This is a genomic window from Enhygromyxa salina (assembly GCF_000737335.2).
GTDB classification, from domain to species: Bacteria; Myxococcota_A; Polyangia; order Nannocystales; family Nannocystaceae; genus Plesiocystis; species Plesiocystis salina_C.
The window spans coordinates 64,612-87,043 of sequence record NZ_JMCC02000043.1 but is presented as its reverse complement, the minus strand read 5'-3'; the positions used below and the strand labels follow the sequence as shown (position 1 = coordinate 87,043).

The 22,432-nt window shown below is 67.1% G+C and carries 19 protein-coding genes; 8 read left to right on the top strand and 11 right to left on the bottom strand.

Going from position 1 to position 22,432, the window contains the following annotated elements:
- Positions 1 to 117: 117 nt before the first annotated feature.
- Both DB30_RS17640 and DB30_RS17635 read right to left on the bottom strand, forming a co-directional pair.
- Positions 118 to 1,344 (bottom strand): patatin-like phospholipase family protein, encoded by a 1,227-nt coding sequence (locus DB30_RS17640; protein WP_165703822.1) that lies wholly within the window; start codon positions 1,342 to 1,344, stop codon positions 118 to 120.
- The gene (locus DB30_RS17635; RefSeq protein WP_052550395.1) at positions 1,341 to 2,000 is read right to left on the bottom strand and encodes an MBL fold metallo-hydrolase; all 660 of its coding nucleotides are present in this window, start codon (positions 1,998 to 2,000) and stop codon (positions 1,341 to 1,343) included. The genes DB30_RS17640 and DB30_RS17635 overlap by 4 nt, the downstream gene beginning before the upstream one ends.
- Positions 2,001 to 2,211: 211 nt before the next feature.
- Here DB30_RS17635 and DB30_RS41525 point away from each other — a divergent pair, with 211 nt between their 5' ends.
- Complete coding sequence (locus DB30_RS41525; RefSeq protein WP_052550394.1) at positions 2,212 to 2,892, top strand: hypothetical protein; 681 nt, start codon at positions 2,212 to 2,214, stop codon at positions 2,890 to 2,892.
- An 87-nt stretch (positions 2,893 to 2,979) separates the two neighbouring features.
- Here the strand turns inward: DB30_RS41525 and grxD are convergent, their stop codons facing one another.
- On the bottom strand, positions 2,980 to 3,306 hold the full coding sequence (gene grxD / locus DB30_RS17625) for a Grx4 family monothiol glutaredoxin (protein ID WP_052550392.1): 327 nt from the start codon (positions 3,304 to 3,306) through the stop codon (positions 2,980 to 2,982).
- Between the two features lie 203 nt (positions 3,307 to 3,509).
- On the opposite strand from grxD, the gene DB30_RS17620 reads away from it, so the two are divergent.
- Both DB30_RS17620 and DB30_RS17615 read left to right on the top strand, forming a co-directional pair.
- Positions 3,510 to 5,021 carry a hypothetical protein gene (locus DB30_RS17620; protein WP_052550390.1) on the top strand — a complete coding sequence of 504 codons (1,512 nt, stop codon included), beginning with the start codon at positions 3,510 to 3,512 and terminating at the stop codon, positions 5,019 to 5,021.
- A gap of 748 nt (positions 5,022 to 5,769) precedes the next feature.
- A complete protein-coding gene (locus tag DB30_RS17615; RefSeq protein WP_052550388.1) occupies positions 5,770 to 6,822 on the top strand; it encodes an RICIN domain-containing protein in 1,053 nt (350 codons plus the stop codon).
- Positions 6,823 to 6,938: 116 nt separating this feature from the next.
- Here DB30_RS17615 and DB30_RS17610 read toward each other — a convergent pair whose 3' ends face one another.
- Complete coding sequence (locus DB30_RS17610; protein ID WP_052550386.1) at positions 6,939 to 7,172, bottom strand: hypothetical protein; 234 nt, start codon at positions 7,170 to 7,172, stop codon at positions 6,939 to 6,941.
- A 33-nt stretch (positions 7,173 to 7,205) separates the two neighbouring features.
- Here DB30_RS17610 and DB30_RS17605 point away from each other — a divergent pair, with 33 nt between their 5' ends.
- Positions 7,206 to 7,625 (top strand): hypothetical protein, encoded by a 420-nt coding sequence (locus DB30_RS17605; RefSeq protein WP_052550384.1) that lies wholly within the window; start codon positions 7,206 to 7,208, stop codon positions 7,623 to 7,625.
- Between the two features lie 17 nt (positions 7,626 to 7,642).
- Here the strand turns inward: DB30_RS17605 and DB30_RS17600 are convergent, their stop codons facing one another.
- The 3 genes from DB30_RS17600 to DB30_RS17590 all read right to left on the bottom strand — a co-directional run bounded on the left by DB30_RS17600 (position 7,643) and on the right by DB30_RS17590 (position 11,170).
- Complete coding sequence (locus tag DB30_RS17600) at positions 7,643 to 9,055, bottom strand: aminopeptidase P family protein (protein WP_052550383.1); 1,413 nt, start codon at positions 9,053 to 9,055, stop codon at positions 7,643 to 7,645.
- A gap of 71 nt (positions 9,056 to 9,126) precedes the next feature.
- On the bottom strand, positions 9,127 to 9,606 hold the full coding sequence (locus DB30_RS17595; protein WP_052550381.1) for an SEFIR domain-containing protein: 480 nt from the start codon (positions 9,604 to 9,606) through the stop codon (positions 9,127 to 9,129).
- 58 nt (positions 9,607 to 9,664) lie between these two features.
- Positions 9,665 to 11,170, bottom strand: coding sequence for a S41 family peptidase (locus tag DB30_RS17590; RefSeq protein ID WP_146659370.1), 1,506 nt, complete (start codon positions 11,168 to 11,170; stop codon positions 9,665 to 9,667).
- Between the two features lie 107 nt (positions 11,171 to 11,277).
- Between DB30_RS17590 and DB30_RS17585 the strand changes: the two genes are divergently transcribed.
- Together DB30_RS17585 and DB30_RS17580 are read left to right on the top strand one after the other, a co-directional pair.
- On the top strand, positions 11,278 to 12,189 hold the full coding sequence (locus DB30_RS17585) for a divergent polysaccharide deacetylase family protein (RefSeq protein WP_146659368.1): 912 nt from the start codon (positions 11,278 to 11,280) through the stop codon (positions 12,187 to 12,189).
- A 274-nt stretch (positions 12,190 to 12,463) separates the two neighbouring features.
- A complete protein-coding gene (locus DB30_RS17580) occupies positions 12,464 to 13,621 on the top strand; it encodes an FHA domain-containing protein (protein ID WP_165703821.1) in 1,158 nt (385 codons plus the stop codon).
- A 242-nt stretch (positions 13,622 to 13,863) separates the two neighbouring features.
- Here the strand turns inward: DB30_RS17580 and DB30_RS17575 are convergent, their stop codons facing one another.
- The 3 genes from DB30_RS17575 to DB30_RS17565 are packed head-to-tail and all read right to left on the bottom strand — an operon-like array spanning position 13,864 to position 16,890.
- On the bottom strand, positions 13,864 to 15,966 hold the full coding sequence (locus tag DB30_RS17575) for a M1 family metallopeptidase (protein WP_205633015.1): 2,103 nt from the start codon (positions 15,964 to 15,966) through the stop codon (positions 13,864 to 13,866).
- Between the two features lie 55 nt (positions 15,967 to 16,021).
- Positions 16,022 to 16,339, bottom strand: coding sequence for a hypothetical protein (locus tag DB30_RS17570; RefSeq protein ID WP_146659366.1), 318 nt, complete (start codon positions 16,337 to 16,339; stop codon positions 16,022 to 16,024).
- A complete protein-coding gene (locus tag DB30_RS17565) occupies positions 16,336 to 16,890 on the bottom strand; it encodes a hypothetical protein (protein ID WP_052550369.1) in 555 nt (184 codons plus the stop codon). Before DB30_RS17565 ends, DB30_RS17570 begins: the two co-directional genes overlap by 4 nt.
- A 77-nt stretch (positions 16,891 to 16,967) precedes the next feature.
- Here DB30_RS17565 and DB30_RS17560 point away from each other — a divergent pair, with 77 nt between their 5' ends.
- Complete coding sequence (locus tag DB30_RS17560; RefSeq protein ID WP_052550367.1) at positions 16,968 to 18,941, top strand: protein kinase domain-containing protein; 1,974 nt, start codon at positions 16,968 to 16,970, stop codon at positions 18,939 to 18,941.
- Between the two features lie 159 nt (positions 18,942 to 19,100).
- A complete protein-coding gene (locus tag DB30_RS17555; RefSeq protein ID WP_052550365.1) occupies positions 19,101 to 20,552 on the top strand; it encodes a cytochrome P450 in 1,452 nt (483 codons plus the stop codon).
- On the opposite strand, the gene DB30_RS17550 is transcribed toward DB30_RS17555, so the two are convergent.
- Positions 20,524 to 22,428 carry an IgGFc-binding protein gene (locus tag DB30_RS17550; RefSeq protein WP_146659362.1) on the bottom strand — a complete coding sequence of 635 codons (1,905 nt, stop codon included), beginning with the start codon at positions 22,426 to 22,428 and terminating at the stop codon, positions 20,524 to 20,526. The two genes, DB30_RS17555 and DB30_RS17550, sit on opposite strands and share 29 nt — an antisense overlap.
- Positions 22,429 to 22,432: the final 4 nt, after the last annotated feature.

Below are 22,432 nucleotides of genomic sequence, written 5' to 3'. Positions count from 1 at the left end.
GCGTCGACACCTTCGCTTCGCTCAGGCCCTTCGGTCGGGCCGAATGGGGAACGACACCGCGGACAAATCACACGTGATTTGTCCGCGGTCTCTCGCTTCTTCTCATACCCCAGTCGCTCAGGCCGACTCGGGCCTAAACAAGTGCATGAGTTGGTCGTGGTGGCGGGCGGCGTCGGCGTAGCCGAGCTCGATGATGCGGTTGATGAACTCGGGCTCGAACAGGAGGTACGAGGCGAGGTCGCTCTCGCCCCCTTCGACGCGCTCGTCGGCCTCGACCGAGCGGCGGATCAAAGAGGGGACGATCCCGTCGTAGCCGCGCAGTCGGGCGTCGCGGACGACCTCCCAGGCGATGCGGCCAAGGTCTTCGCTGGGCTGGATCACCAGGGTCTCGACCGCCTGCCAGGGTTTCTCGCGGCCGACGGCGTCGCTGAGTCGCTGCGCGAAGTCGGGGCCGAACTCGTTGGCGCCCGCTCGCAGGATCTGGTTGGTCTGCTCGATCCGATCGAGATCGGTCTCGACCTTGTCGAGCATCAACGAGTTCATGAGCTTGCCGAGCAAGAAGAACGCGTTGGGGTAGGCGGTCTCGGCCTCGGCGCGCTGGCGGACGCGCCGCTCGGCGGGGGACTCGCTGTGGCGCAGGCCGATCACCAGCATCCGCTTGGCACCCAGGCGGATCGCCGGGCGCAGCGGAGTGTTCTGACGCAGCGCGCCGTCAACGTAGAACTGATCCCCGATCTTGACGGCCGGAAACAACACCGGGATCGCGGCCGAAGCCAGGGTGTGTGCCGCGGTGATCCCCGTGCGCACGACCGTCTCGTTCGGGCCCTCTGGCCATGGGTCGACGCGCCGCCGACCCGCCTGAACGAAGACCGTGGAGATCCCCGTGGCGACCTCGGTCGCGGTGACCGAGAACGCCCGCAGCTTGCCGCTCGCAAGGTTCTCTGTCAGGCCCCGCCACGGGATCTGCTCGCGCACGAGCTGCGCGAACGCGGTGGAGTCCACGAGCCCGCCAACCCGGCCGCCGTGGGGTGTCTTGGGCAGGTTGCGGCCAAACAACACGCGCGGGAGCGACCGCAGCTGTGACCATCCAAAATCGTAGACGCGGTTGATCGTGAGCTGCGACCAGACTTTTTGTAGCGCGCGAGCCTGGGCCTTGGGACGATCACAGGTGGCCGCGATGTAGGCCCCGTTGATCGCCCCAACCGAGGTCCCGGTGATCACGTCGAACTGCGTGTCCGCGCTGCCAAGCCGCTCGCGTACATAGCGAAGCACGCCAACTTCGTAGGCCCCCCGCGCGCCGCCGCCCGACAACACCAACGCCGTGCACGGCCGGTCCGCGCTCACGATCGCACCATCCCCCGCTCGATCCGCAAGAACCCCAAGAACGGGTTGCTGCGCAGCTCGGCGGCCAGCGTGGTGACGGGGCCGTGACCGCTGTGAACCCGCAGCTGGCCGGGGAGATCGAGCAGCCTTCGCAGGCTGTGGCGGGCGAGATCCGGGTTGCTCATCGGAAAGTCCGTGCGTCCAACACTGCCAGCGAACAAGGTGTCGCCAACGATGATGTCGCTGTCATCGTAGTAACAACCCTGGCCGGGGGTGTGGCCCGGCGTCGCTAGAAATCGCAGCTCGAGCTCGCCAAGCTGAACGCGATCACCGTCGTCGAGCAGATGATCGATGCGCCCGCACGGCCGGTTGAGCTCGGGCATGCCGAACCAATCACCCTGCTGGGGCAAGGCCTGAAACAGCGGCAGCTCGGCCCGCGGGAGGTAGGTTGGCACGTCGTAGCGCGCTTGCAGCAACGCGAGCGCGCCCGCGTGGTCGATGTGCCCGTGTGTCAGCAAGATCGCGCGTATGTCCGGGCACGGGTCGAGCGCGGCGAGCTGCTCGACGAGCTGCTCGGACTCACCGGTGTCGACGATCGCGGCCGCGCCCGTCGCTGGATCCGTGATCAAATAGGTGTTGACCTGAAACAAACCGACGGTGAAACAACGAATATCCACGGCTCACGCGCAGCATTGACTGATCTGCGGGGTCGCGTCCAGGCCGGACTCAGCTGTGCGGCCCGCTTCGCTGCAGCCCCGCAACATCCTCTAGGCGTGGCTCTTGGAGGCATTTGCGCGGTTTGACCACACGGGTCCGCCTCATGTAACAGTGACATGACGCCTGCCTCTTCGGTCACGGCCGGACCCAACCCAGAATTTTGGAGAACTCATGATGCGAACCTTTTCCAGCTTGCTTGCCTGCGCGACCCTCACCCTCACCGCCGGACTCATCGGCTGCTCGGTTGATCCTGGTGATCCATTCGACACGCTGACCAGCTTGGGGCCCACGTCCAACGCCTCCGTCGACGGCGACGGCGACGGCGACGACACCAGTGACACCACGGGCGACGGCGACGGCGACCCCGGCGACGGCGACGGCGACGGCGACGGCGACGGCGACCCCGGTACCACGGGTGACGGCGACGGCGACACGGGCTGCCCGGTTGGAACCTTCGGCTGCCCCTGCGACGCGGGTGTGTGTGACGAGGGCCTGTCGTGCGACGCAGAGGGGATCTGTGGCCTCGGTGGCGACGGCGATGGCGATGGCGACGGCGACCCGACCACGGGCGACGGCGACGGCGACCCCTGGGATCCAAACGCCTGCCAACCGCCCGGTCAGCCGATCGGTGTCGAGGGCATCGAGGGTGGCTTCTGCTCCGAGCCGTGCACGGTCGACGCCGACTGCCCCGCGGGCCCGGTCGGCACCAACCCGGCCTGCGCGCTGCAGACCCCGGACATGATGACCTACTGCGCGCTCGTGTGTGACCCGGCCAACGACGCATGCACGTCCCCCGCGACCTGCAAGGACATCCCGAACCAGCCGGGCGTGGGTCTTTGCACCTACCCCTGAGGCCCTAGTCGGCTCCAACGAAAACGGCCGCAGTCACTGACTGCGGCCGTTTTCGCGTCTGGCGTAGTGTGGGGTTGGGGCGCCCGCTCAGCCCTCGGTCGCGCCACCAGCGAGCAGCTTTTGAAGCTCGCCGCTGTTGTGCAGATCCGTGATGATGTCGCAGCCGCCAACAAACTCACCATCGACATACAGCTGCGGGATCGTTGGCCAGTCCGAGTACTCCTTGATCCCCGCGCGCACGCTGGGATCTGCGAGCACGTTGACGGTCTCGAACTCCGCGCCGTGGTGCTTGAGGATTTGCACGACCTGCGCCGAGAATCCGCAGCTGGGAAACACCTTGTTGCCCTTCATGAACAGCAGCACTCGGTTGCTCTTGACCAGTTCGTCGATGCGGCTTCGGACTTCGTCTTGCATTTGCGTCTCTCGAGAAGGGTGCCAATCGCGCACCCGGCGCGCGCGTCCTCATTGATAGCGCTGCCGAAGGTTGCGAGCAAGGGAGCGCGCGCTCGGCCAGCGCGTGGCCGGCGGCGACCCGACGAATTTGCTCCGACATACGCTGCGTGGTGGCCCTCACACCCCGTTCTCTCGTACTGTCACTGTGTTACTTGGAGACTCGCATGCCGCTCACCCGCCCGTCGCTTCGCTCGTCCCTGCTCCTGTCAACCGCCGCGCTCTCGCTGGTGCTCGCGTGCAAGGGTGACGGTGAGCCGGGGTTCCAGACCACCGAGCCCGCCACCGACGACAACGGCGACGGCGACGGCGACGAGTCCAACACCACCAACAACAACTCGGGTGACGGCGACGGCGACGGCGACGGCGACGGCGATCCCGCGACCGGAGATGGGGATCCCGATCCCACGGCGGGCACAGGTCCCAAGTTCGACACGCTCGCCACGCCCGACGGGGGCGACGGCTGCGGCGAGGGTGGGGGCGGCAACGCGACACTGACTGGCACCGTGTTCGCGCCCAACGGCACCATCCCCGTGGTCGGGGCGCTGGTCTACACCACCAACACGCCGCCCGAGGGGATCCCGGATCAGGTCTATTGCGCCGAGTGTGTCGAGCTCGAGTGCGGGGTCGACTACACAGAGACGGACATCGAGGGCAACTTCTCGCTCAAGACCGACTCGGGCCTTGGCAAGTACCTGGTCGTCCAAAAGGGCCAGTTTCTGCGAATCACGGACATCGACATTGCGCCGGGTGCCACCGACCTGCCCGACGCCATGGTCGAGCTGCCGGGCGAGTGGGATCCGGCCAACGGTCTGTACATCCCGAAGATCGCCGTTGCCGACGGCAGCTACGATCGCATTGAAGACGCGCTTGGAAAGTTCGGGCTTGGCGACACGATGATCGCCAACTTCACCGAGTCCACGGTCCCCGGCACCGAGAGCTTCGAGCTGTGGGACAACGGCCGCAACCCCGCGACGGACGGCTTCGTGTCCCAGGGGACCATGACCCAGCTGGTCTCGGACCCGGCCAACCTCGCTCGCTATCACGTGATCTTCGTGCCCTGCTCGAGCGACACCCACCTGAGCGCGCTCAACCAGCAGGGCGTCGAGAACGTGCGCTCATGGGTCGAGGCCGGCGGGCGCTGGTACGTCGCCGACTGGGCCAACGAGTGGATGAGCGGCGCGTTCCCGGAGTACCAAAACTTCTACGGCGGCAACGACGGGGATCTGGGCTCCTACGACTCGCTCGCCGACGTCCTCGACGACGGCATGCTCGCCTGGCTAGAGGCGCTGCCCGAGCCGCTCAAGGACATCAACCCGCTCAACGACGAGAACCACCCGACGCTGTTTCAGCTGCCGCAGCTGATGACCGTCGACAACTGGTCGGGGATCCAATATCCGCTGCCGGAGATCCTCGTTGATGACGGCAAGGGCAACATGGTCAACGTGGGGCACACCGCGTGGCTCGAGGGGCCCGGCGGTGGGTTTGATATTCCCGTTAATGACATTCACCCGCTGACCGTGACTGGGCAGTACGGGTGCGGGAAGATCCAGTTTACCAGCTATCACACGGCGGAGTTCTTTGATTATGTTGGGCTGTCGCCGCAAGAGTTGGTGTTGATCTATACGATCCTCGAGATCGGCGTGTGCCAGGACCCGCTGCCGCCCCCGCAGGGCTAGAGCGCCAATCAGTTTGAATTCACGACGCCAGGCACATCTGGGACCGCCCCTGCCGTTGTCGGTCGGCGCTCGCAGTATGCCGGATACAGCTTCGGCCTCCCTCCTAGGCAGGAACGGCCCCAGACGCACCTGACGACGCGACTCCAAACTGATCGGCGCTCTAGCAGCCCGTGGTGCAATGCATCGCGTCGCCTCGCGCCGGGATTTTCGTCGAGATTGAGGAGCCGAAACGCAGCTGTACCGGGCGTACTGCAAGTTTCGGCGACGAAGAGCTCGGCGGAAAGACCAAGCGAGGCGGTGCGAGGCATTGCACCACGGGCTGCTAGGCCCGAAAGCTCGAGTTGTCATCGGCGAGCAACCCGGTGACTTCGCCACGCAGATCATCCCGTGCGATGACCCCTGCCCCGAAGGCCTGACTTTCGACGTTGGCGATACCAAGACAATCGATCTCGCTCCCGACGCACCCAACCAACGTCAGGCCCGACTCAGCGGCCCACATCCTGTCCACGCATCGCTGAATCGAACTGCCGAGGCTTCCGTGGAAGCGGGCAGCGACGAGAAGCCTGGAACCATCCACGCACGTGGGGTCGCTCGGCGCCTGCGCAGGGAGCTCGAGCGCGCGCCTGCGTGATCGTGACGAAATGGTGACGAGACAATCGGCAAAGGGTGACCGAGCGACAGCGCGCGCGTCAGCACAATGCGACCTACAATTAAGCACGCCAACATCTCAGCGAGAAGGACAATCGCCATGACCGCCACCAAGAACACCCACGCGCGAATGAGCCTGCTGCTCGGTGCATTGCCACTACTATTGCTGATTGGCGGATGCGGCCTCGACGAGGTTGACAACATTGACGACATCTTGGATGTCGAGGGGCGCGACACACTCGACGCGCAGCGTCCCGACGAGGTCACCTCGCTCGGTGTTGACGACAACACGGATGACCAGCGCCTGAAGTCGGTCATTCTGCCGCTCAAACCGGGAGTCTACAGGGTTCAGCAGGCGAGCACGAGCCGCTTCCTCGACGCCTACCAGTCCGCCGGCCCAGATTTTTCGGTCGTGACACGCGAGTACCAGCCCGACGACACCCAACGCTGGGAGTTCAACGCGGTCGGCGTCGTCTACAGGATCCAACAGGTCAGTACGGGCCGATACATGGACGCATACGAGGACATGCCGCATGATTTCTCGGTCGTGACGCGCGAGCTGCAGTTCAACGACACCCAACGCTGGGTTGCCCTGCCCGTCCCCAACACGCTGACGACCGTGACCCTGCAACAGCTGAGCACGGGCCGCTTCCTCGATGCCTACGAAGACATGGCGGCCGACTTCTCGGTGGTGACCCGCCCACCTCAGAACAACGACACTCAACGCTGGGTCACCGGATTCTCGAGCGGCAACATCTACACCATTCAGCAGTTGAGCAGTGATCGATTTGTCGATGCCCACGAAACCCAGGGAAACGACTACTCGGTCGTCACTCGCGAGTTCCAGCCCAACGACAGCCAACAATGGCGCTTCAAGCCGGTGGCGGCGGTGTACACCATCCAGCAGCTCAGCTCGGGCAGGTATATGGACGCGCACCAAACAAAGAGCAAGGACTATTCGGTGGTCACCCGCGAAGCGCAGACCAACGACACCCAGCGCTGGGTGCTGTCGCACTTCAGCGGCGACACCTTCACCTTGCAGCAGTTGAGCTCGGCCCGCTTCGTCGATGCCCACGAAGTACCGGAGCAGGACTTCTCGGTCGTGACCCGCCTGGCCCAGAACAACAACAGCCAGCGCTGGATCATCCAGTAGCCCGAAGCGAGCGGCGGCCCCGGGATCCGGGTCTTCCGCGGTGGGCACGGCGCGCTGCTCTACAATCTCGGGCGCGTCGCCGAAGGCCGCGAGGCCTACGCCTACGCGGCCAAGCTCTACCGCGAGTCTCTCGAGATCCGGCCCGGCAATGCGACCGTCCAGGCGCGGCTCGACAGCGTGACCGAGGACTGATCCTCAGCGTCCGCGCGGCCCTCGAAAAAATCGCAGGTCACGGGCTCGTAGAGCGCCAAGAAGAAGATGCGATCCCCGGCGACCAAGCGCGCACGATTTTCGAGGGCGGCGCGGTCGACGTTCGCGAGACCACGACTATTGTTCTGGTTGCCATTCATACGAATGACATTGCCAACAGAGCTCGAATTGCCATGCATAACAGCGTATTCCAAGTCAAAGCCAAAGAGCACAGCGTCTCGGGTGGCACCGGTCTCGTCACGGGGATCTCCGTGCGCCCCGGTCAGCTGCTGCAGATCTCCGCGGATCCCAATGATCGGTGGAGCGCGGGCGTCAAGGATCGGGTGTCCAACGCCAACGGGCTCGGGAATCCGCTTGGGGGCAACTACGGCCTACACACCCGCGGCGACCACTCGTTCCTCTACGGTGCGCTGGTCGGCAGCCTCGACGGTGGCAAGACCTACTTTGGGATCGGCACCAGCCTCACGATGACCCTGGTGACCGACGGCAAGCTGTCCCTGCATTATTGGGACAGCAACAATCATGACAACTCGGGCACCGTTCGAGTGATGGTTAGACTCTACAACGGGCCGATCAACGTCAACCCGATCTGAGCGCTCGTCGGTGGGGATCAGCCGACCCCGACCCCGACCATGGCCTCGACTTGGTCGGGCCGCTTGGCGAGCGCGCGGGTGAGCACCTCGTTGCCGGTCGCGGTCACCAACACGTCGTCTTCAATTCGGATCCCGCGGACGTCGGCAAACTTGGCCAGCTTCGCCCGATCCAGGCTGTTGTCGGCGTCAAACGGCTGGGTCAGCTCGGAGCCGGGCGCCAGCAACGCTGGGACCTGGTAAAAGCCCGGCTCGATCGTCACGGCCATGCCGGCTTGCAGGTCGCGATCGAGACGCAGGAAGCACAGCCCAAACTGGCTCGAGCGCTCGCGGCCCGGCGCGTAGCCAGCCCGATCCCCGAGGTCCTCCATGTCGTGCACGTCGAGGCCGATGATGTGGCCAAGGCCGTGGACAAAGAACATCGCGTGGGCGCCCCGCTCGACCAGGCCCTCGGGATCGCCCTTCAAGATGCCCTCGTCGACGAGCCCCTGGGCGATCACCAGTCCAGCGGCCAAGTGGATGTCGCGGTAGCGAGCGCCGGGCTTGACCAGGTCGATCGCGGCCAGCTGCGAGGCCAACACGATCTCGTAGATCGTTCGCTGGGTCGCCGAGAATTTCCCCGACACCGGCCACGTGCGCGTGACGTCGCTCGCCCAGCCGCCGTGCGAAGCGCCGACGTCGGCGAGCAGCAAGTCGCCCGCGGCGATCGGGTTGTCGTAGCCGCGCGAGTGCAGGATCTGGCCGTGGACCGTGACGATGCTGCCGTACGCGGTGGTCATGTCGCGGGCAAGCAAGGTGGCCTCCATCGCCGCGCGCACGTCGGACTCGCGCATGCCCGGCTTCGTCGCGGCCATGCCGGCCGTGTGCGCGGCGACGGTGGCCTGGCCCGCGACGCGCATCTGCTCGAGCGCGGCGGCGTCGTGGATCATGCGCGACGCGATCATCGCGTTGGCGAGCGCACCGTCGCGCTCGTTGAGCTGGGTGGGCGTGCCGGGGTCCGCCCAGCTGCGCGAGAGCATGCGGCCCTGGTGAAACCGCGTGATCGCATCGATCGCGGGCAAGGTCGCGGTCGCGGGAGCAGAAGCCAAGAATTGTGGCAGCTGCTCGATGTCGCGGATCTCGGAGACACCGGTGGCCTGCTGCATGTCCGCCCAGCCGGGGCCGGGGCCATGCCAGACCGCGTCGTCGGGGTCTGGCGCGGGCATGAACAGAATGTCGCGGGCGCCATCAATGAACACCGCCGCGTGCTCGAGCCACGCGCCGGTCAGGTACAAGAAGTGGCTGTCCGGGCGGAACGGGTAGATGTTGGCCGGGTAGTTCATCGGCCGGGCCACGCCCGAGAACAACAGCGCCGGTCCGTCGAGCTGGGCTGCGAGGGCGCGGCGGCGCTTGGTGAATGCTTCGGCGGGCTGAGTCGGCAAACCGTGGCTCATGCGCGGAAGTGTAACCGATGGGGTGCGGCACGACGCATTCACGCCTGTCGCGAAACCAACCCTCGCCGCGATCAGTCGAACTTCTTGGGCGGTCCGAGCGGCGCCGGCTGAACCTTGGGCACGTTGAACAGCCGGCGCAGCAACGACTCGTAGCCCTCGGGCACCCGGTACCACGTCCACGCCCGCAGCACCGCGGGGATCTCCGCGTCGCCGATCCCCTCGAGCAAGACCGGGATGAACTTGGTGTTGCGCGCCTCGGCCTCGTAGATCTCTTGCAAGCTCAGGTGCGACTCCCACTTGACCCCGCGACCGACCCCGCGCGGGACCTGGTCCTCGGCCTTCTTGCGGTACCCCTCGCTGACGACCAGCAGCACGAAGTCGGCGGCCGCGAGCTCGTCGACCATCCACCGAGCCCAGCCTTGCTCGGGCGCGGTGACGAAGTGATCGCTGATCGCGTCCACGCCATCGCTGCGCAGCTGCTGGGTCAGCGCCAGCACGCGCTCGCCGTGTTCGGGGGTGTCTTGGCTGTAGCTGACGAAGACCTTGGGCACGACGGACTTTTCATACCGCAGTCAGGCCCAAGGCCCAACGCGACTGGAGACAGCCGGGCTACCTGTTGCGGGTTCGACGACCTGGGCTGACGCGGGCCCAGGCTTGCAGGTGATCGATCGCGGCGAGCAGCTGGGCGTCTTCGCCAGCCTCGACCCGCGCGGGGCTTGGCTGCGCGTCGTCGGCCGGCACGGGCGGGCGGCCGAAGTCCTGGGGCTCGAGGTGCTGCGGGTTGCCGCGCTCGGGCTGCAAGGTGGGGCGGCTGTCGACGTACTCGGCCCGCAGCGGGCCAACGAGCACATCCGGCTCGATCCCGCTGGCTTGGATCAGCCGATCATCCGGGGTGTAGTAGAGCGCGGTCGTCAGCTTGATCAGCGCGCCGCCGCCAAGCTCGAAGGGCGCCTGCACGGATCCCTTTCCGTAGCTGCGCTCGCCAATGATCAGCGCCCGTCGGTGATCTTGCAGGGCGCCCGCGACGATCTCCGAGGCCGACGCCGAGCCCTTGTTCATCAGCACGACCAGCGGCAGATCCCGAACCGTGCCGGGGCCCTGCGCCCGCGCCTCGTCGAGCAGCCGGCCCTGGCGGCCGCGGGTGCGCACCAGCACGCCGTCAGCGATGAACATGTCGGCGATGTTGATCGCCTGATCCAGCAGGCCACCGCCGTTGTCGCGCAGGTCCATGACAACGCCCTGCAGCTCGCCGCCGGCCTGCTTCGCGCTGGCGCGCAGCTCGTTCAGGCCGTCGCGCATCTCCTTGCCGCTGGCCGCTTGGAAGTCGCGCAAGCGCAAGACCCCAAGGCCTTCGCCGAGCCAGCGGACCTCGACGGCCGGGGGATCCACGATCGCCCGGGTCACCACGAGCTCGCGCGCGGGCTGATCCGCGTGGACAGCCGTGAAGCTGACCTTGGTGCCGGGCTCGCCGCGCATGATCCTGACCGCGTCGCCGAGATCACTGAAGTTGGCGATCGGCTTGCCCTCGATCGCCAAGATCCGATCCCCGACCACGAGCCCAGCCTGCTGCGCGGGGCCGCCGGGGATCACGTCGTCGATGTACATGACCAAGCGCACCGGCTCGTCGCTCGCGTCCGCGGCCGCGTCACTCGGGGTCTCGGCTGGCGCCGCTGGTTCTGGTTGGGGTTGGGATTGGGGCTGGGGTTGCGCGGCGTCGGGGACCGGGCCCGACAGCGGCTCGATGCGCAGCGTCACGACCAGGCCGACACCGCCAAACCGCCCTTCGGTGTCCTCGAGCAGCAGCTTGGCGTCGGCTGGCGCGAGGTAGTTGGTGTGGGGATCCAGCTCCGCGACCAGGCCAGACAGCGCGGCGTCGATCAACGCCTCACCGTCGACCGGGCGCACGTAGTACTGCTCGATGATCGCCAGGGCCCGCGCGAAGCGATCGAGCTTGCGATAGCGCGAGTAGTCCGAGCCAGCGGCCTGGACCGGCTCGACCATGGGGCGGATCGTGGGTGGCTCCTCGGGTGCCGCGCGCGCCGACTGCAAGCCCGCGCCCGCGAAGCCGCCCACCAGCAAGCACAACCCAGCGCCCAGGATCGATGAGGTCCGCATCCAAGCAGTGTAGCGGAGGCCTGTGATCTCGCGGAGCTTCGCCTCCGGTCGGCTCGGTTCTCGTCAAAAACACGCGGCCAGCGGAGGCCTGTGGTATCGCGGAAACCGTGAGTTCCTCCAAGCGGAAGCTCCCACTCGCCGCCATCATGCTGCTGATCTGGGCGGTGCTGGGCGGCGCGCTGTTCTTGCTGGTCGCGTCGCCCCCCGAGCCGCGAGCAGTCGACCCCCGCGACCAGGCGATCCGCGACCGGATGGCCGCCTGGGCCGTGCGCGACGCCGAGCAGTGGAGCGCCGACGAAGGCGATCTCACCCTGGACTGGTCCGAGGCCGACGGTCACTTGGCGATCGTCATCGATGACGTCGGCCGCGAGCTGGATCTGTTCGAGAAGCTGCTGGCGCTGCGCTTCGAGCTGAGCTTCAGCGTGCTGCCCGACTCGATCTTCGCCGACGGTGTCCAGCAGCGCCTGCGCGCGGACCACCGGCGCCCCCGCGAGATCTTGCTGCACGTGCCGATGGAGCCCCTCGACCCCAAGGCGATGGGCGGCGTCGACTCCGGTGAAAATTTCCTGCTCGCCAGCGACAGCCCCGAGCAGCTGCAGGCCAAGCTGCGGGCGGGGCTCGAGCGGGTGCCCACTGCGGTCGGCGTCAACAACCATATGGGCTCGCGCCTGAGCGCAGACGCCAAGGCGATGGCTGCCCTGATGCCCGTGCTCCGCGAGCGTCAGCTGTACTTGTTCGACTCGCGCACGACCCCCAAGACCGTGGCCGCCGAGCAGGCTGCGGCCGCCGGGGTCCCCACGATCTCCCGGAAGGTGTTCCTGGACCACACGCCTGGTCACGCCGCGATCCGAGCGGCCCTGTACGAGGCCGCCGCATACGCACGCGACGAGCCGACCGTGGCCATCGCCCATCCGTCGATCGAAATGGTAGAAGTGCTGGGCGAAGAGCTGCCCCGACTGCGTGAGCAGGGCGTTGCGATCTACCCGCTGTCTCGGGTGATCGCGGGCAAGTCGCGCTGACCCGACGCTCACCTCGACCTCCATGGCCAACAAGCGGGAAAACCAGGGGTTCCGATGTACAGTGCGCCCCGTTTCGCGCTGGTCAGCGGCAGCGTCGCCGGACAGCCAACCTACGGACCGTCCCCCGGAGCGGGCGATCCACGCTGAAATTGCGGAGCCTCGTGAACCCCGCCTGCGACACGATCGCGGGTACCTACAGGGATCACCTACTTCCGCCCACCCCTGCAACTTGACAGTTTTAGGCTGTGATCAATAGCCTACAGGAGCGGTGGCCGTGAGGCTCATCATCGAAGATCTGGAAGGCGCTACGACCGTCGTCAACCTCGGCACCGAGGAAGTGACAATCGGACGTAGGCCGCACAATACAATTCAGCTCACCGAGCAGAATGTATCGCGCAGCCACGCGAAGCTGAACTTCCAGGACGAGGGCTGGCTGATCCACGATCTTGGCTCGTACAACGGGGTCAAGGTCAACGGCGTCCCGATCAACCAGCCCACGCAGCTGCGTGAGAGCGACCTGATCCAGATCGGGGACTACCACCTCACGCTGACCGACAACGTCGACCGCCAGACCGTCGACGTCGAGCGACCGCGGGCGGCGAACGACAACTACGGCGCGATCGGGGCGATGGGTTCCTCGAGCGACCTCCCGTCGATGTCGGTCGAGGATCTGGGTCCGATGCGCGGGGGGTTCCCGCCCGCAGCCGGGCACGCCGATCCAAACGCAGGCTACGCGCAGTCGGGTCCAGGCCAAGCAGGCTACGCCGGGCAGAGCTACCAGCAACCCCCGGAAGAAGAAGAGAAGAAGAACAAGGCCGGGCTGATCATCGGCATCGTGGGTGCGCTCGCGGCCGTGCTTGGCATCGGGCTGTTCTTGGCCAGCAACGCTGGCGACAAGCCCAGCGACAAAGACAAGGGCGAGAAAAAAGCGCTCGCGGGCGACCCCGTCAAACAAGACGACGGCCAGGCTCAGCCGCTCGATCCAGACTCGGGACCCGAGATCGTCCCCGAAGTGGCCGACGACGCAGGCGCGGCCGTGACCGACGATGGCGCCGCCGAGGACGACGGCGGCGACGAAGGCGAGCTCGTCGCAGAGACGGGCGCGCCCGAGCCAGAGCCAGAGCCCAAGCCCAAGCAGAACGTCGACAAGCCCAAGCCCAAGCCCAAGCCCCCAGCGGAGCCCAAGCTCCCGCCGGCCGAGGCCCTGACCGCGGCGCGGAAGGCCTCGATGACCGGCGACAACAAGAAGGCCTACAGCCTGGCCAAAGACGCGTACGACCAAAACCAGAGCGGCGACGCGCTCAACCTGATGGGTGTCGCCGCGTGCAAGATGGGCAGCGCCTCCAAAGCCAAGGCCGCCTACACAAAGATGACCTCCAAGGACAAGGCCACGCTCGAGAAGATCTGCGGCCCCTTGGGCATCGAGCTCTAGTCCCGAATCAAGCGCTGCGCGCTTGACTCGGGCCTACTATGTCTTCAAGGGGGCTTTCAAAAGCCCCCTCGCTTCGGCGGCGGAGCCCCCTTCGCTCACCCCAAACGCTCGCCTGTCGGCTCGTACTAGCCCCAAATCATTCACCTTTTTCAATTCAGCGCTTGATTTGGGTCTAGTGCCCCCCTTCAAGGGGGCTTTCAAAAGCCCCCTCGCTTCGGCGGCGGAGCCCCCTTCGCGCACCCCTACGGAGTCCGTAGCAGGCTGTCGAGGGTGGTGCGGCTGATCGCGTGGTAGCCAGGTCGGGCCTTGGCATAGATCGCGTTGGCCTGCTTCCAACCTTCCGGCGTCTGCGTCAGCGCCCGGTAGATCGGGGTCAGGAATTTGCGCCGCCCAACCTCGATCAAGAACGACTCCATGCGCGGGTAGGCGGGCTCGTAGCGGTGCCGCGCGGCCATCTCCAGCCACTCGCCAAGGATCTCGGCGTTGCTGGACTTGGTCAGCTCGAACGCCTGGTCCAGCTCGCCCATCTGCGCCGCCCCAACCGTTGTCGGCAGCGAGCGCAAGAAGTGCAACCAATGCCACGGGGTCCAGTTCTTGGCGCTGATCGCCTTGGCCTCGAGCTCGCCCGCGCCGAACTTCTTGGCCTCGTCCTGCACGAGGTCGAGCGGCTCGGCCGAGGGCTCGGGGGCGCCGTCGGGCAGGCCCGCGCCGTCGATCCACGCGGCGAGCTGCGGGGTGCGCTGGCCGTCGAGCACCGGGTGCTTGCCGACGAGCTCGATGCCCACGAAGTCGATGAAGTCGGGGGTCGAGACGCTGCCAAATGCGTGGGTCGTGAACCACTTGCGCAAGAACGCGTCGAACACCGGGCGCCCGTAGGCGTGCTCGAGCGCGACCAGCAACAGCGCGCCCTTTTCATAGGGCACCCCCGAGAAGGCCTGGTCGGGATCGACGCCGCGCAGATCTTGAGCGAGGCGCTGAAACTCTGGCTTGTCGCCCATCTGGTCGGGGTCCGACAGCTCTTCAACCAGCTCGCGCTTGCCGATCACCGCCTCGATCGCGGCCCGCTCCGGGCCGTAGATCTGCTCGATGATCCGCCGCTCGAAGTACACGGTGAAGCCCTCGTTGAGCCACAGATCACCCCAGGTCTTGTTGGTGACCAGGTTGCCGGACCACGAGTGCGCGAGCTCGTGGGCGATGACCGAGACCAGCGAGCGATCCCCCGCGAGCAGGGTTGGGGTCAAGAAGGTCAGGCGCGGGTTCTCCATCCCGCCAAACGGAAACGCCGGCGGCAGCACCAGCACGTCGTAGCGACCCCAGGCGTAGTCACCGTAGAGCTGCTCGGCCTCGGTCAGCATCGCCTCCATGTCGGCGAACTCGTTGGCGGCGGCGGCGACCACGGTTGGGTCGGCCCACACGGCCGTGCGCGGACCGACTTCGCGACGCTCGAGATCGCCGACCGCGAGCGCGACCAAGTACGCCGGCACCTTCTGCGGCATCACGAAGCGAAACGCTCGGGTTGTGCCGTCGCCGGCCTCGGCCTCCAGCTCGCCCTCCAGCTCGCCCTCCAGCTCCCCAAGTTGCTCGGCTGCCATGACCGCGGTGTAGCGGCGCGGGACGACGACGACGGCGTCCCAGGTCGAGCGCACGCCTGGGCTGTCTTGGCACGGCATCCACGAGCGGGCGTGGATCGCCTGGGACTGGCTGTACAAGTACGACGCTTGCTTGCCGGCGGTCTGCTGGGCCTCGAGCCACTGCAGCCCGGTCGCGCCCGGGCGGGTCGCGTAGCGCAGCTTGACGGCGTTGGCCCCCTCGGGGATGTCGATCGCTATCGGGGCGCCAAAGCTTGGATCGTACAGGCCGACCTCCCAGCTCGCCTCGACCCAGCCCTCGTCGTTGCGGATCGCGTCCAGGCCGAGCTCCGGGGCCCCGAGCGGGCCCGGGGTGGCGTCGACCTTCATCCCGTAGACGCCCTTGATGTCGAGATCGCGGCTGTCGAGGATCAGCGGCGCGCGAGGATCCAGGCGCTCGACCAACAGCACCGCGTCACCGGTCAGGGTCTGGGCGTCGAAGTCGACGACCCAGTTGAGCCCGACATGGGCGACGCGGACGTTCTCGGGGCGACTGTACGAGTGCGGATCTGGACCGGCGGCGAGCATGCTCTTGGCTGGATCGTTCGCCGGATCAGTCGCCGGATCAGTCGCGTCGGTGTTGGTCACGGCCTGCTCTGTCGGTTCGGGCTGGGTCTTGGGCTGAGCCTGGACTGGCGGCGCGGGCTCACCCTTGCAGGCGGCCAGCACGACGAAGGCCAGCACCAGACTCGGTCGGCATGATTCGGGCACTCGCACCCGCGAGTTATACCGTGACGCACCACCCTGCCAATGCGCGAGGTGTGCGGCGCTGTCAGACGGCCGTGCGGCCAAACAACAGCTGGTCGATCAGCTCGATGAACTGCTGGCGCGCGTCGGGGTCGAACTCTGGCCACGAGTGACCCGAAGCGTGGGCGCACTCGTAGTCGATGTGATCGATCAGCAGCTGGCGCAGCTCGACCTCGGTGATCAGCCCGTCCTCGAGGCAGTCCCACGCGCGCTTGCGACCCCACATCACGTACTCGATGCGCTCGCGGAGCTCGGACTCCGGCGGGTTGATGTGGTGCAACTCTCGAGCAAGCCGGCACGCGGCTTCGACCAAGCTCTCACGGCTGGGGGATGGCCTGCTCACAGGTACTCGAACACCCACCGCATCGTGGACCCGGGCTCATCGCTGAACTCGTCTTCCATCTTGGTCAGCTCGGAGCCGCACAGCTGGGCGGCCTTGACCACCCAGCCCTTGACGGCGAGGAACAACACCAGGCTTGGACGAGGGACCTCCGAGAGCTCGAGCGCCACGCGGTATTTGTTGTCGGGATCGCGGATGGTCTTCATCACGCCAAAGTCGTACTGGGAGTGCCAGGCCTTGGCGGCGCGATCGACCAGAAAGTTGATGTTGCCGAAGCGAAAAAAGACCCGGTAGATGCCGGTTAAATTGTGCTCGCACGAGAACGAGCCCATCTCGAACACCAGCTGCAGGTCACCCTTGCCGAGCACGCGATCAATCGTGGTGCTGAGCTCGATATAGACGTCATAGGGATACCAGACGGTCTCGAGCGGACCCTCCTCCATGATCTTGCGGCCCTCGGGGCCAAGCTGGGCGATCACCCGGGCGAAGGCCTCTTCGCCCTGCTTGCGCACGTACGTGTAGCGCGAGCGGATGACGTGACCGGTGACCTGCACGCCCCCAAACTACGCCAAAACCGCCCGCGAGCGCTAGTACCTACTCGTGTCGGGGCGTGGCCTGGTACCGTGAACCGGTGCAACCGTCGTTTGCGCTGACCGACTCGGAGGGGCGGCCGCTCGAAGGCTGGCAGCTGGTCGAGGGCCCGTGGGATGTCGGCTCCGAAGAGCGTTGGCTGCTGCGCCTCGCCGATGGCCGGCTCGCGGTGCTTGGCCGGCTGTCCGCCGCGTTCGCCCGTGATGAGTCGGTCCGCCGCCGCTGGGTTCGGGATGTCGAGCGCCTGGTCGCGTGCGCGGCGACCAGCGTGGCCCCAGTGCTGGCAACGGGACCGCTGCCGGATCCGCGCGACCCCACCGCGCCGCCGCCGTGGCGCCTGCGACTCGAGCCCGAGGGCGAGCGGGTCTCGACCTGGCTCGAGCGAGCACCCATCCCAATCGACGAGCTCGCGCATCGCGGGGCCGCCCTCGCCGACGCCCTGCACGCGGTGCACTTGGGCGGCGCCGTGGTCCGCAACCTTCACCCTCGGGATCTCGTGTGGACGCCCGACGGGCGGGTCGTGCTGACCGACGTTGGCCTCGCGCGGGTGGATCTGTTGTCGAGCCACACGGCGTCGAGCTTGCTGATCACAGGCTCAGCCTACGCCGCGCCCGAGCAGCTGATGCGCACGGTCGTGGATCAGCGCGCGGATCTCTACTCCTTGGGTGTCATCCTGTGGCAGGCCGCGACCGGCGACCTCCCGTTTGGCGAGGGGCCGGCGCTGCTGCGCGAGCGCGTCGAGCTGCCGCTGATCACCGGGCTTCGCCGCGACGCCCCGCCGGTCCTGGATCTCTTGCTGCGTCGGTGCCTGGCCGAGCGACCCGAGCAGCGACCCGACAGCGCCGCCGAGATCGCGTGGGTGCTGCGGGGCGGCGCGGGCGATGGGCTGCTGCAGAGTGATCAGACCGTGTGCCAACACTGCGGCGCCGCGCTGCGCCTGGGCCAGCGCCTGTGCCTCTCGTGCGGCCGGCTGGGTGTTCGCTTCGTCCACCAAGACGACAGCGCGCCGACCTGGGGCGTCGAGCTGACGACCCTGCGCGAAGACGCCAAGCTGCTCGCGAGCCTGCGCGAGTTCGTCTACGCCGTCGCTCGCGGGCCGCTGCGCGCGGACGAGTTCGTGATCGGCGACGTGACGCTGTACTCGGACCAGGAGCTGGTCTGGCGCAAGCGCCTGCCGGCCCGGCTGTTCGACAAGCTCGACGAACAGACCGCTCACGAGCTGTGCGCGCGCTTGACCGAGCTCGGCCTCGACGTGCGCGTGGTCCCGCCCAATCGCAGCGGGCGCTGGACCGGAATTGCGATCGGCGCGGCCGCGATCACGACGGCCGTGGGCACGGCGATGGCCAGCCTTGGCGTGGCTGCGGTGGTGATCGGCTGGACCGTCGCCGCGGGGGTGATCACCGGGGTGGTCGCGGGCAGCAAGGCGAGCTCGGCGATCGCGGAGCGGCGGCTGCGGCCGCTCTACCAGCTCCGAGCCCAGCCCGCGGCGCTGCCCGCTTCGGACCCGCTCGTCGCCCGGATCGCGGCGCTGCTCGACGGGACCTCAGCAGGCCCAACCCCGGCCGACGTGCGGGCCCAGCTAGGCGAGCTCGCGCTGTTGGTCCAGCGCCTCGTGGATCGTCGCGCCGAGCTCACTGGGTTGCACGAGGCTCGCGAGCTCGAGCTGCTCACGGGGCCGGTCGAGCCGCTGATCACCGAGCTCGAGGCGCGGGTCCGCGAGCTGGCCCGCCACGATCGCGAGCTGTCCGAGCTCGACGAAGCGACAATGGTTCGCGCGCTCGCGGCCATCGACGCGCGGACCCATGATCCGGGCAAGCGCAAGCTCGAGCGCCAGCGCCTGCTCGACGGCCTCGACCGCTTGCGCAGCCTCGAGGATCGACGCACGACCACCTTCCACGGGCTGCTCGAGGCTTCAACCTTGCTGCGCCGCGCGATCGACCTTGGCCTGGGGATCCACGACCCCGCGGCCGAGCAAGAGCGCCGCGTCCAGCTCGCCCTCGCGGCGTTGTCTTGAACCCTCTGCGCAGTATCGCTCAGTCGAATTCGCTCGTGGCTCTGTCGCAGAGACCGCGTGCGTGGGCGCTTCAGCGCAGACCGCCGCTACACCACGCACAAGTGCACGCTGTCGGGCCGTGAACCTGGCTCGTGACTCCAATAGTAGGGTCGTGAGGGTATGACCTTCTATGTCGAGCTCTCGCGGGTCGCCATGCCTGGGCCGCGGCCCATGCCGTTGCTGGGACCACGCGGAAACTTGATGCGATTCCTAGCGAACCCAGTCGCCGCGATGCTCCGCCTGCACGAGCAATACGGAGACGTCGCGCCGCTCACTCGGGACGATCCGGGTTGGTTGGTCGCGTTTGGCTCGGCCCACAACCGCGAGATCCTGTCGGACAGTCGCCGCTTTCACAATTTCGCCGATCACCCGATCAAGCTGCCCAAGGGCAGCGCAGCGGCCAAATTTTCGCTGAGCCTCGTCAACCAAAACGGGTCGGCGCACCAACACGCGCGTCGGCTGCTGCAGCCAGTATTCGCCAAGCACCGGCTGGCGACCTACGCGAAGATGACGGCAGACTCGGCCGGCGGCGTGCTCGATCAGCTGACCGCGGGCCAGCGGATCGACGCCCACTCGCTGTGCGTGGAGCTGAGCCTGAGCGTCGCCCTACGCTGCTTGTTCGACATCGACGCCAGGCCCGCGGATGGCCCACCAACTGATCTGGGCGAGCTGGTCCTCGACTACCTGACCCGCGTGTTCTCGCCCGCCAACATGCTGTTGCCCCTCGACTTTCCGGGGACGCCCTTTCGCCGGTTCTTGACCACCTCGGAGCAGCTCGGGGCCCGGGTCGAGCAGATGATCCGCGAGCGGCGTGAGCAACCCGCTGGCGAGGACATGCTCTCGGCGTTGATCAGCGCCTACGCGAGCGATCAGCGGGCTTCGGAGGCGATCGACGACGAGCTGCTTGGCCAGGTCGCGATGTTGTTGATCGCCGGGCACGACACCGCGGCCCACACCCTGGCGTGGACGCTGTTCTTGTTGACCCAACACCCCGAGATCCAAGCCGCGCTCATTGACGAGATCATCACGATCGACCCCCAGGATCACGCCGCCATGGTCGCCGCGCCGCTGCTCGACCGCGTGATCAAAGAGAGCATGCGACTGCTGCCGGCTGCGCCGCTGTTGTTCTTTCGGCGCAGCACCGACGCGTTCACGCTGGGGGCCCACGAGTTCCCCGCCAACGCCACCGTGGTCCTCAGTCCGCTCGTCACCCACCGCGACGCGTCTGTGTTTCCCGAGCCTCGCCGCTTTGATCCCAACCGCTGGCTCAGCTGCTCGCCAGGGCCCTACGACTACATGCCCTACGGCGCGGGCCCGCGTACCTGCATCGGCATGAGCCTTGGCGCCCAGATTCAGCGCGTGGTGTTGGTGATGTTGCTGCGTCGGTTTCGGGTCGGCCTGGCCGCTGGCGCGCGCGTCTCCTATACGACCGGCGGCGTGCTGATGGGACCTTCGCCGGGCATGACGATCGACCTGCTTGGCCACGACCAAGCGTTGCCGACACCCCGGCGGGTGCGGGGCAACATTCACGACCTCGTGGATCTCAGCCTACTGGCACCACCAGGTCGTTGATCGTCCGCGCGTTGCCCCCGGCCGGGTAGCCGTAGCTGGCGTAGTGGTCGACGCCCCACACGATGATCCCAAACGGCGCGACGCTCCACGCCTCTTGCTGGCTCTGCGCGCACTGGCCGACGCCGCCGCGATACAGATCGATGTGCGCGACCTCGTAGAGCCCCTCGTTGCCGACGGGCGTCCAGCCATCCACGACCCCGTAGCAGGCCAGCTCGACGTCCTCGAACCCGTTGGCGCCTTGGGTGCGGATGATCGCCAAGCTGCTGACGCCGTAGGTGGGGTCGACGAAGAACACGTAGCGCCGCATGTACTGGGCCGGCGCGACCAGGTTGATCCACTCTTCGTCGCCAAGCCCCGAGCACTGGTTGAGGCAGCCGCCTAGGTGGGGGCTGATCGCCCCGGCCATGTACTGCGTGAACGAGAACGGATGGTCGTCGTCTTGCGAGCGGATCGTGAACAGCGACGTCGACTCGAACTCCACGATCTGCCCGAGGTCCAGCACCGCCGGGGCCCCGGCCGGAGGCGCGGGGTCGTAGCTCAGCTCGGTGCCGTCGACCATGCCGACCATGTGGTACAGCACGCTCTCGGGCTGCATGTTGGACTTGCGCGTGGGGATGCCCGGGCCCACGTACTCGCTGGCCAGGGCCTGCACGTGGGGCAGCTGTTGGTGCGACGAGTCCTGCCCACCACCGTTGACGTCCATGGTCGAGACCCGCAGGTAGGTGTTGCCCGAGTACATGCCAATTGGCTTGTCGGACTGCACGATCGTCCCCGCCAGCTGGGAGTCGTTCATCCACTGCAAGGTCTCGCCCGCGTTGATGACATAGTCCGTTGGGGTGTTGACCGGCGGGATCATGATCGTGCCGGGCTGAATCGGCGCGCTGACGTTGATTGACACGGTCGTGTTGTCTTCGCGGGCGACCGCCAGCAGCCACGCGTAGCCCGAGGTGTCGTGGGGATTGGCGATCACATAGTTTTGGCCCCAGGCCGTGCGCGGCTGCAGCAGCGAGGCCGAAGGCAAGTAGCTGGCCGCGCCGCCGTAGGGCAGGATGTCGTAGACCGTCACCGGCGTGTCCGAGATCATCTCCCAGGCCTCGAGCGAGCTGGTTCCAAACGCGACGGCGTCTTGGTTGACCAGCGCCGGGGTCACGGGGCAGGTCAGCGGGTTGCCGCCGTTGGCTGCGTTGGTGTTGTGCGAGAGGAACACGATCGCGACCTGCCCCGCCGGCAGGCCATCGGGGGGGATCGGGTCGTAGACCACGTTGTTGCCGATCCCGCTGGGGATCCGCGCGTGCGCGGCGTAGTCGAAGTCTTGGCCAAGGAAGCTCAGCTCGAGCTGCGCGGGGGTGTCCCAGGAGTTGGCGATCATGACCGCGTGGCACGAGCCGTCGAAGGTCGTGCTGTTGCCGCTTTGGTTCGAGTAAAACGGCGGCGTGGGCACGTAGTACTCGCACCCGATCGAGCCCTTGGACAGGCCGGCGGCCAGGCACATCTCGATGCATTCGCCCTCGAAGCACGCGGTGCCAGGCTCGCAGTTGGCCAGCACGGTGTTGTTCTCGTCGAGGATCTGCTTGAGGTCGTCCGAACACAGCACGCCACCGCCGTCGCCACCGTCACTTGCCGGGTTGAGGTCGAACTTGATGCCGGTCGTCGAGCCCGGGTCACCGTCGCCATCTCCATCGCCCGTGTCATCGTCTGTGTCGCCCGGGCCCCCGTCTGTGTCGCCCGGGTCACCGTCGCCATCGCCACTGGTCTCGGCCTTTGTGGTGTGGGTCGACACGCCATCGTCAGCGCCGTCGTTTGCTGGCGTGGTCTCGCCACAAGCCATGAGCCACAACGCAGCGAGACACGAGCCGACCCACGCAGAACGATTCATCCCA

Bases quoted from the DNA above. Each gene is read 5' to 3' on its own strand.
- DB30_RS41525 (WP_052550394.1), top strand. From the start codon at position 2,212: ATGATGCGAACCTTTTCCAGCTTGCTTGCCTGCGCGACCCTCACCCTC.
- grxD (WP_052550392.1), bottom strand. From the start codon at position 3,306: ATGCAAGACGAAGTCCGAAGCCGCATCGACGAACTGGTCAAGAGCAAC.
- DB30_RS17620 (WP_052550390.1), top strand. From the start codon at position 3,510: ATGCCGCTCACCCGCCCGTCGCTTCGCTCGTCCCTGCTCCTGTCAACC.
- DB30_RS17615 (WP_052550388.1), top strand. From the start codon at position 5,770: ATGACCGCCACCAAGAACACCCACGCGCGAATGAGCCTGCTGCTCGGT.
- DB30_RS17610 (WP_052550386.1), bottom strand. From the start codon at position 7,172: ATGAATGGCAACCAGAACAATAGTCGTGGTCTCGCGAACGTCGACCGC.
- DB30_RS17605 (WP_052550384.1), top strand. From the start codon at position 7,206: ATGCATAACAGCGTATTCCAAGTCAAAGCCAAAGAGCACAGCGTCTCG.
- DB30_RS17600 (WP_052550383.1), bottom strand. From the start codon at position 9,055: ATGAGCCACGGTTTGCCGACTCAGCCCGCCGAAGCATTCACCAAGCGC.
- DB30_RS17590 (WP_146659370.1), bottom strand. From the start codon at position 11,170: ATGCGGACCTCATCGATCCTGGGCGCTGGGTTGTGCTTGCTGGTGGGC.
- DB30_RS17555 (WP_052550365.1), top strand. From the start codon at position 19,101: ATGACCTTCTATGTCGAGCTCTCGCGGGTCGCCATGCCTGGGCCGCGG.
- DB30_RS17550 (WP_146659362.1), bottom strand. From the start codon at position 22,428: ATGAATCGTTCTGCGTGGGTCGGCTCGTGTCTCGCTGCGTTGTGGCTC.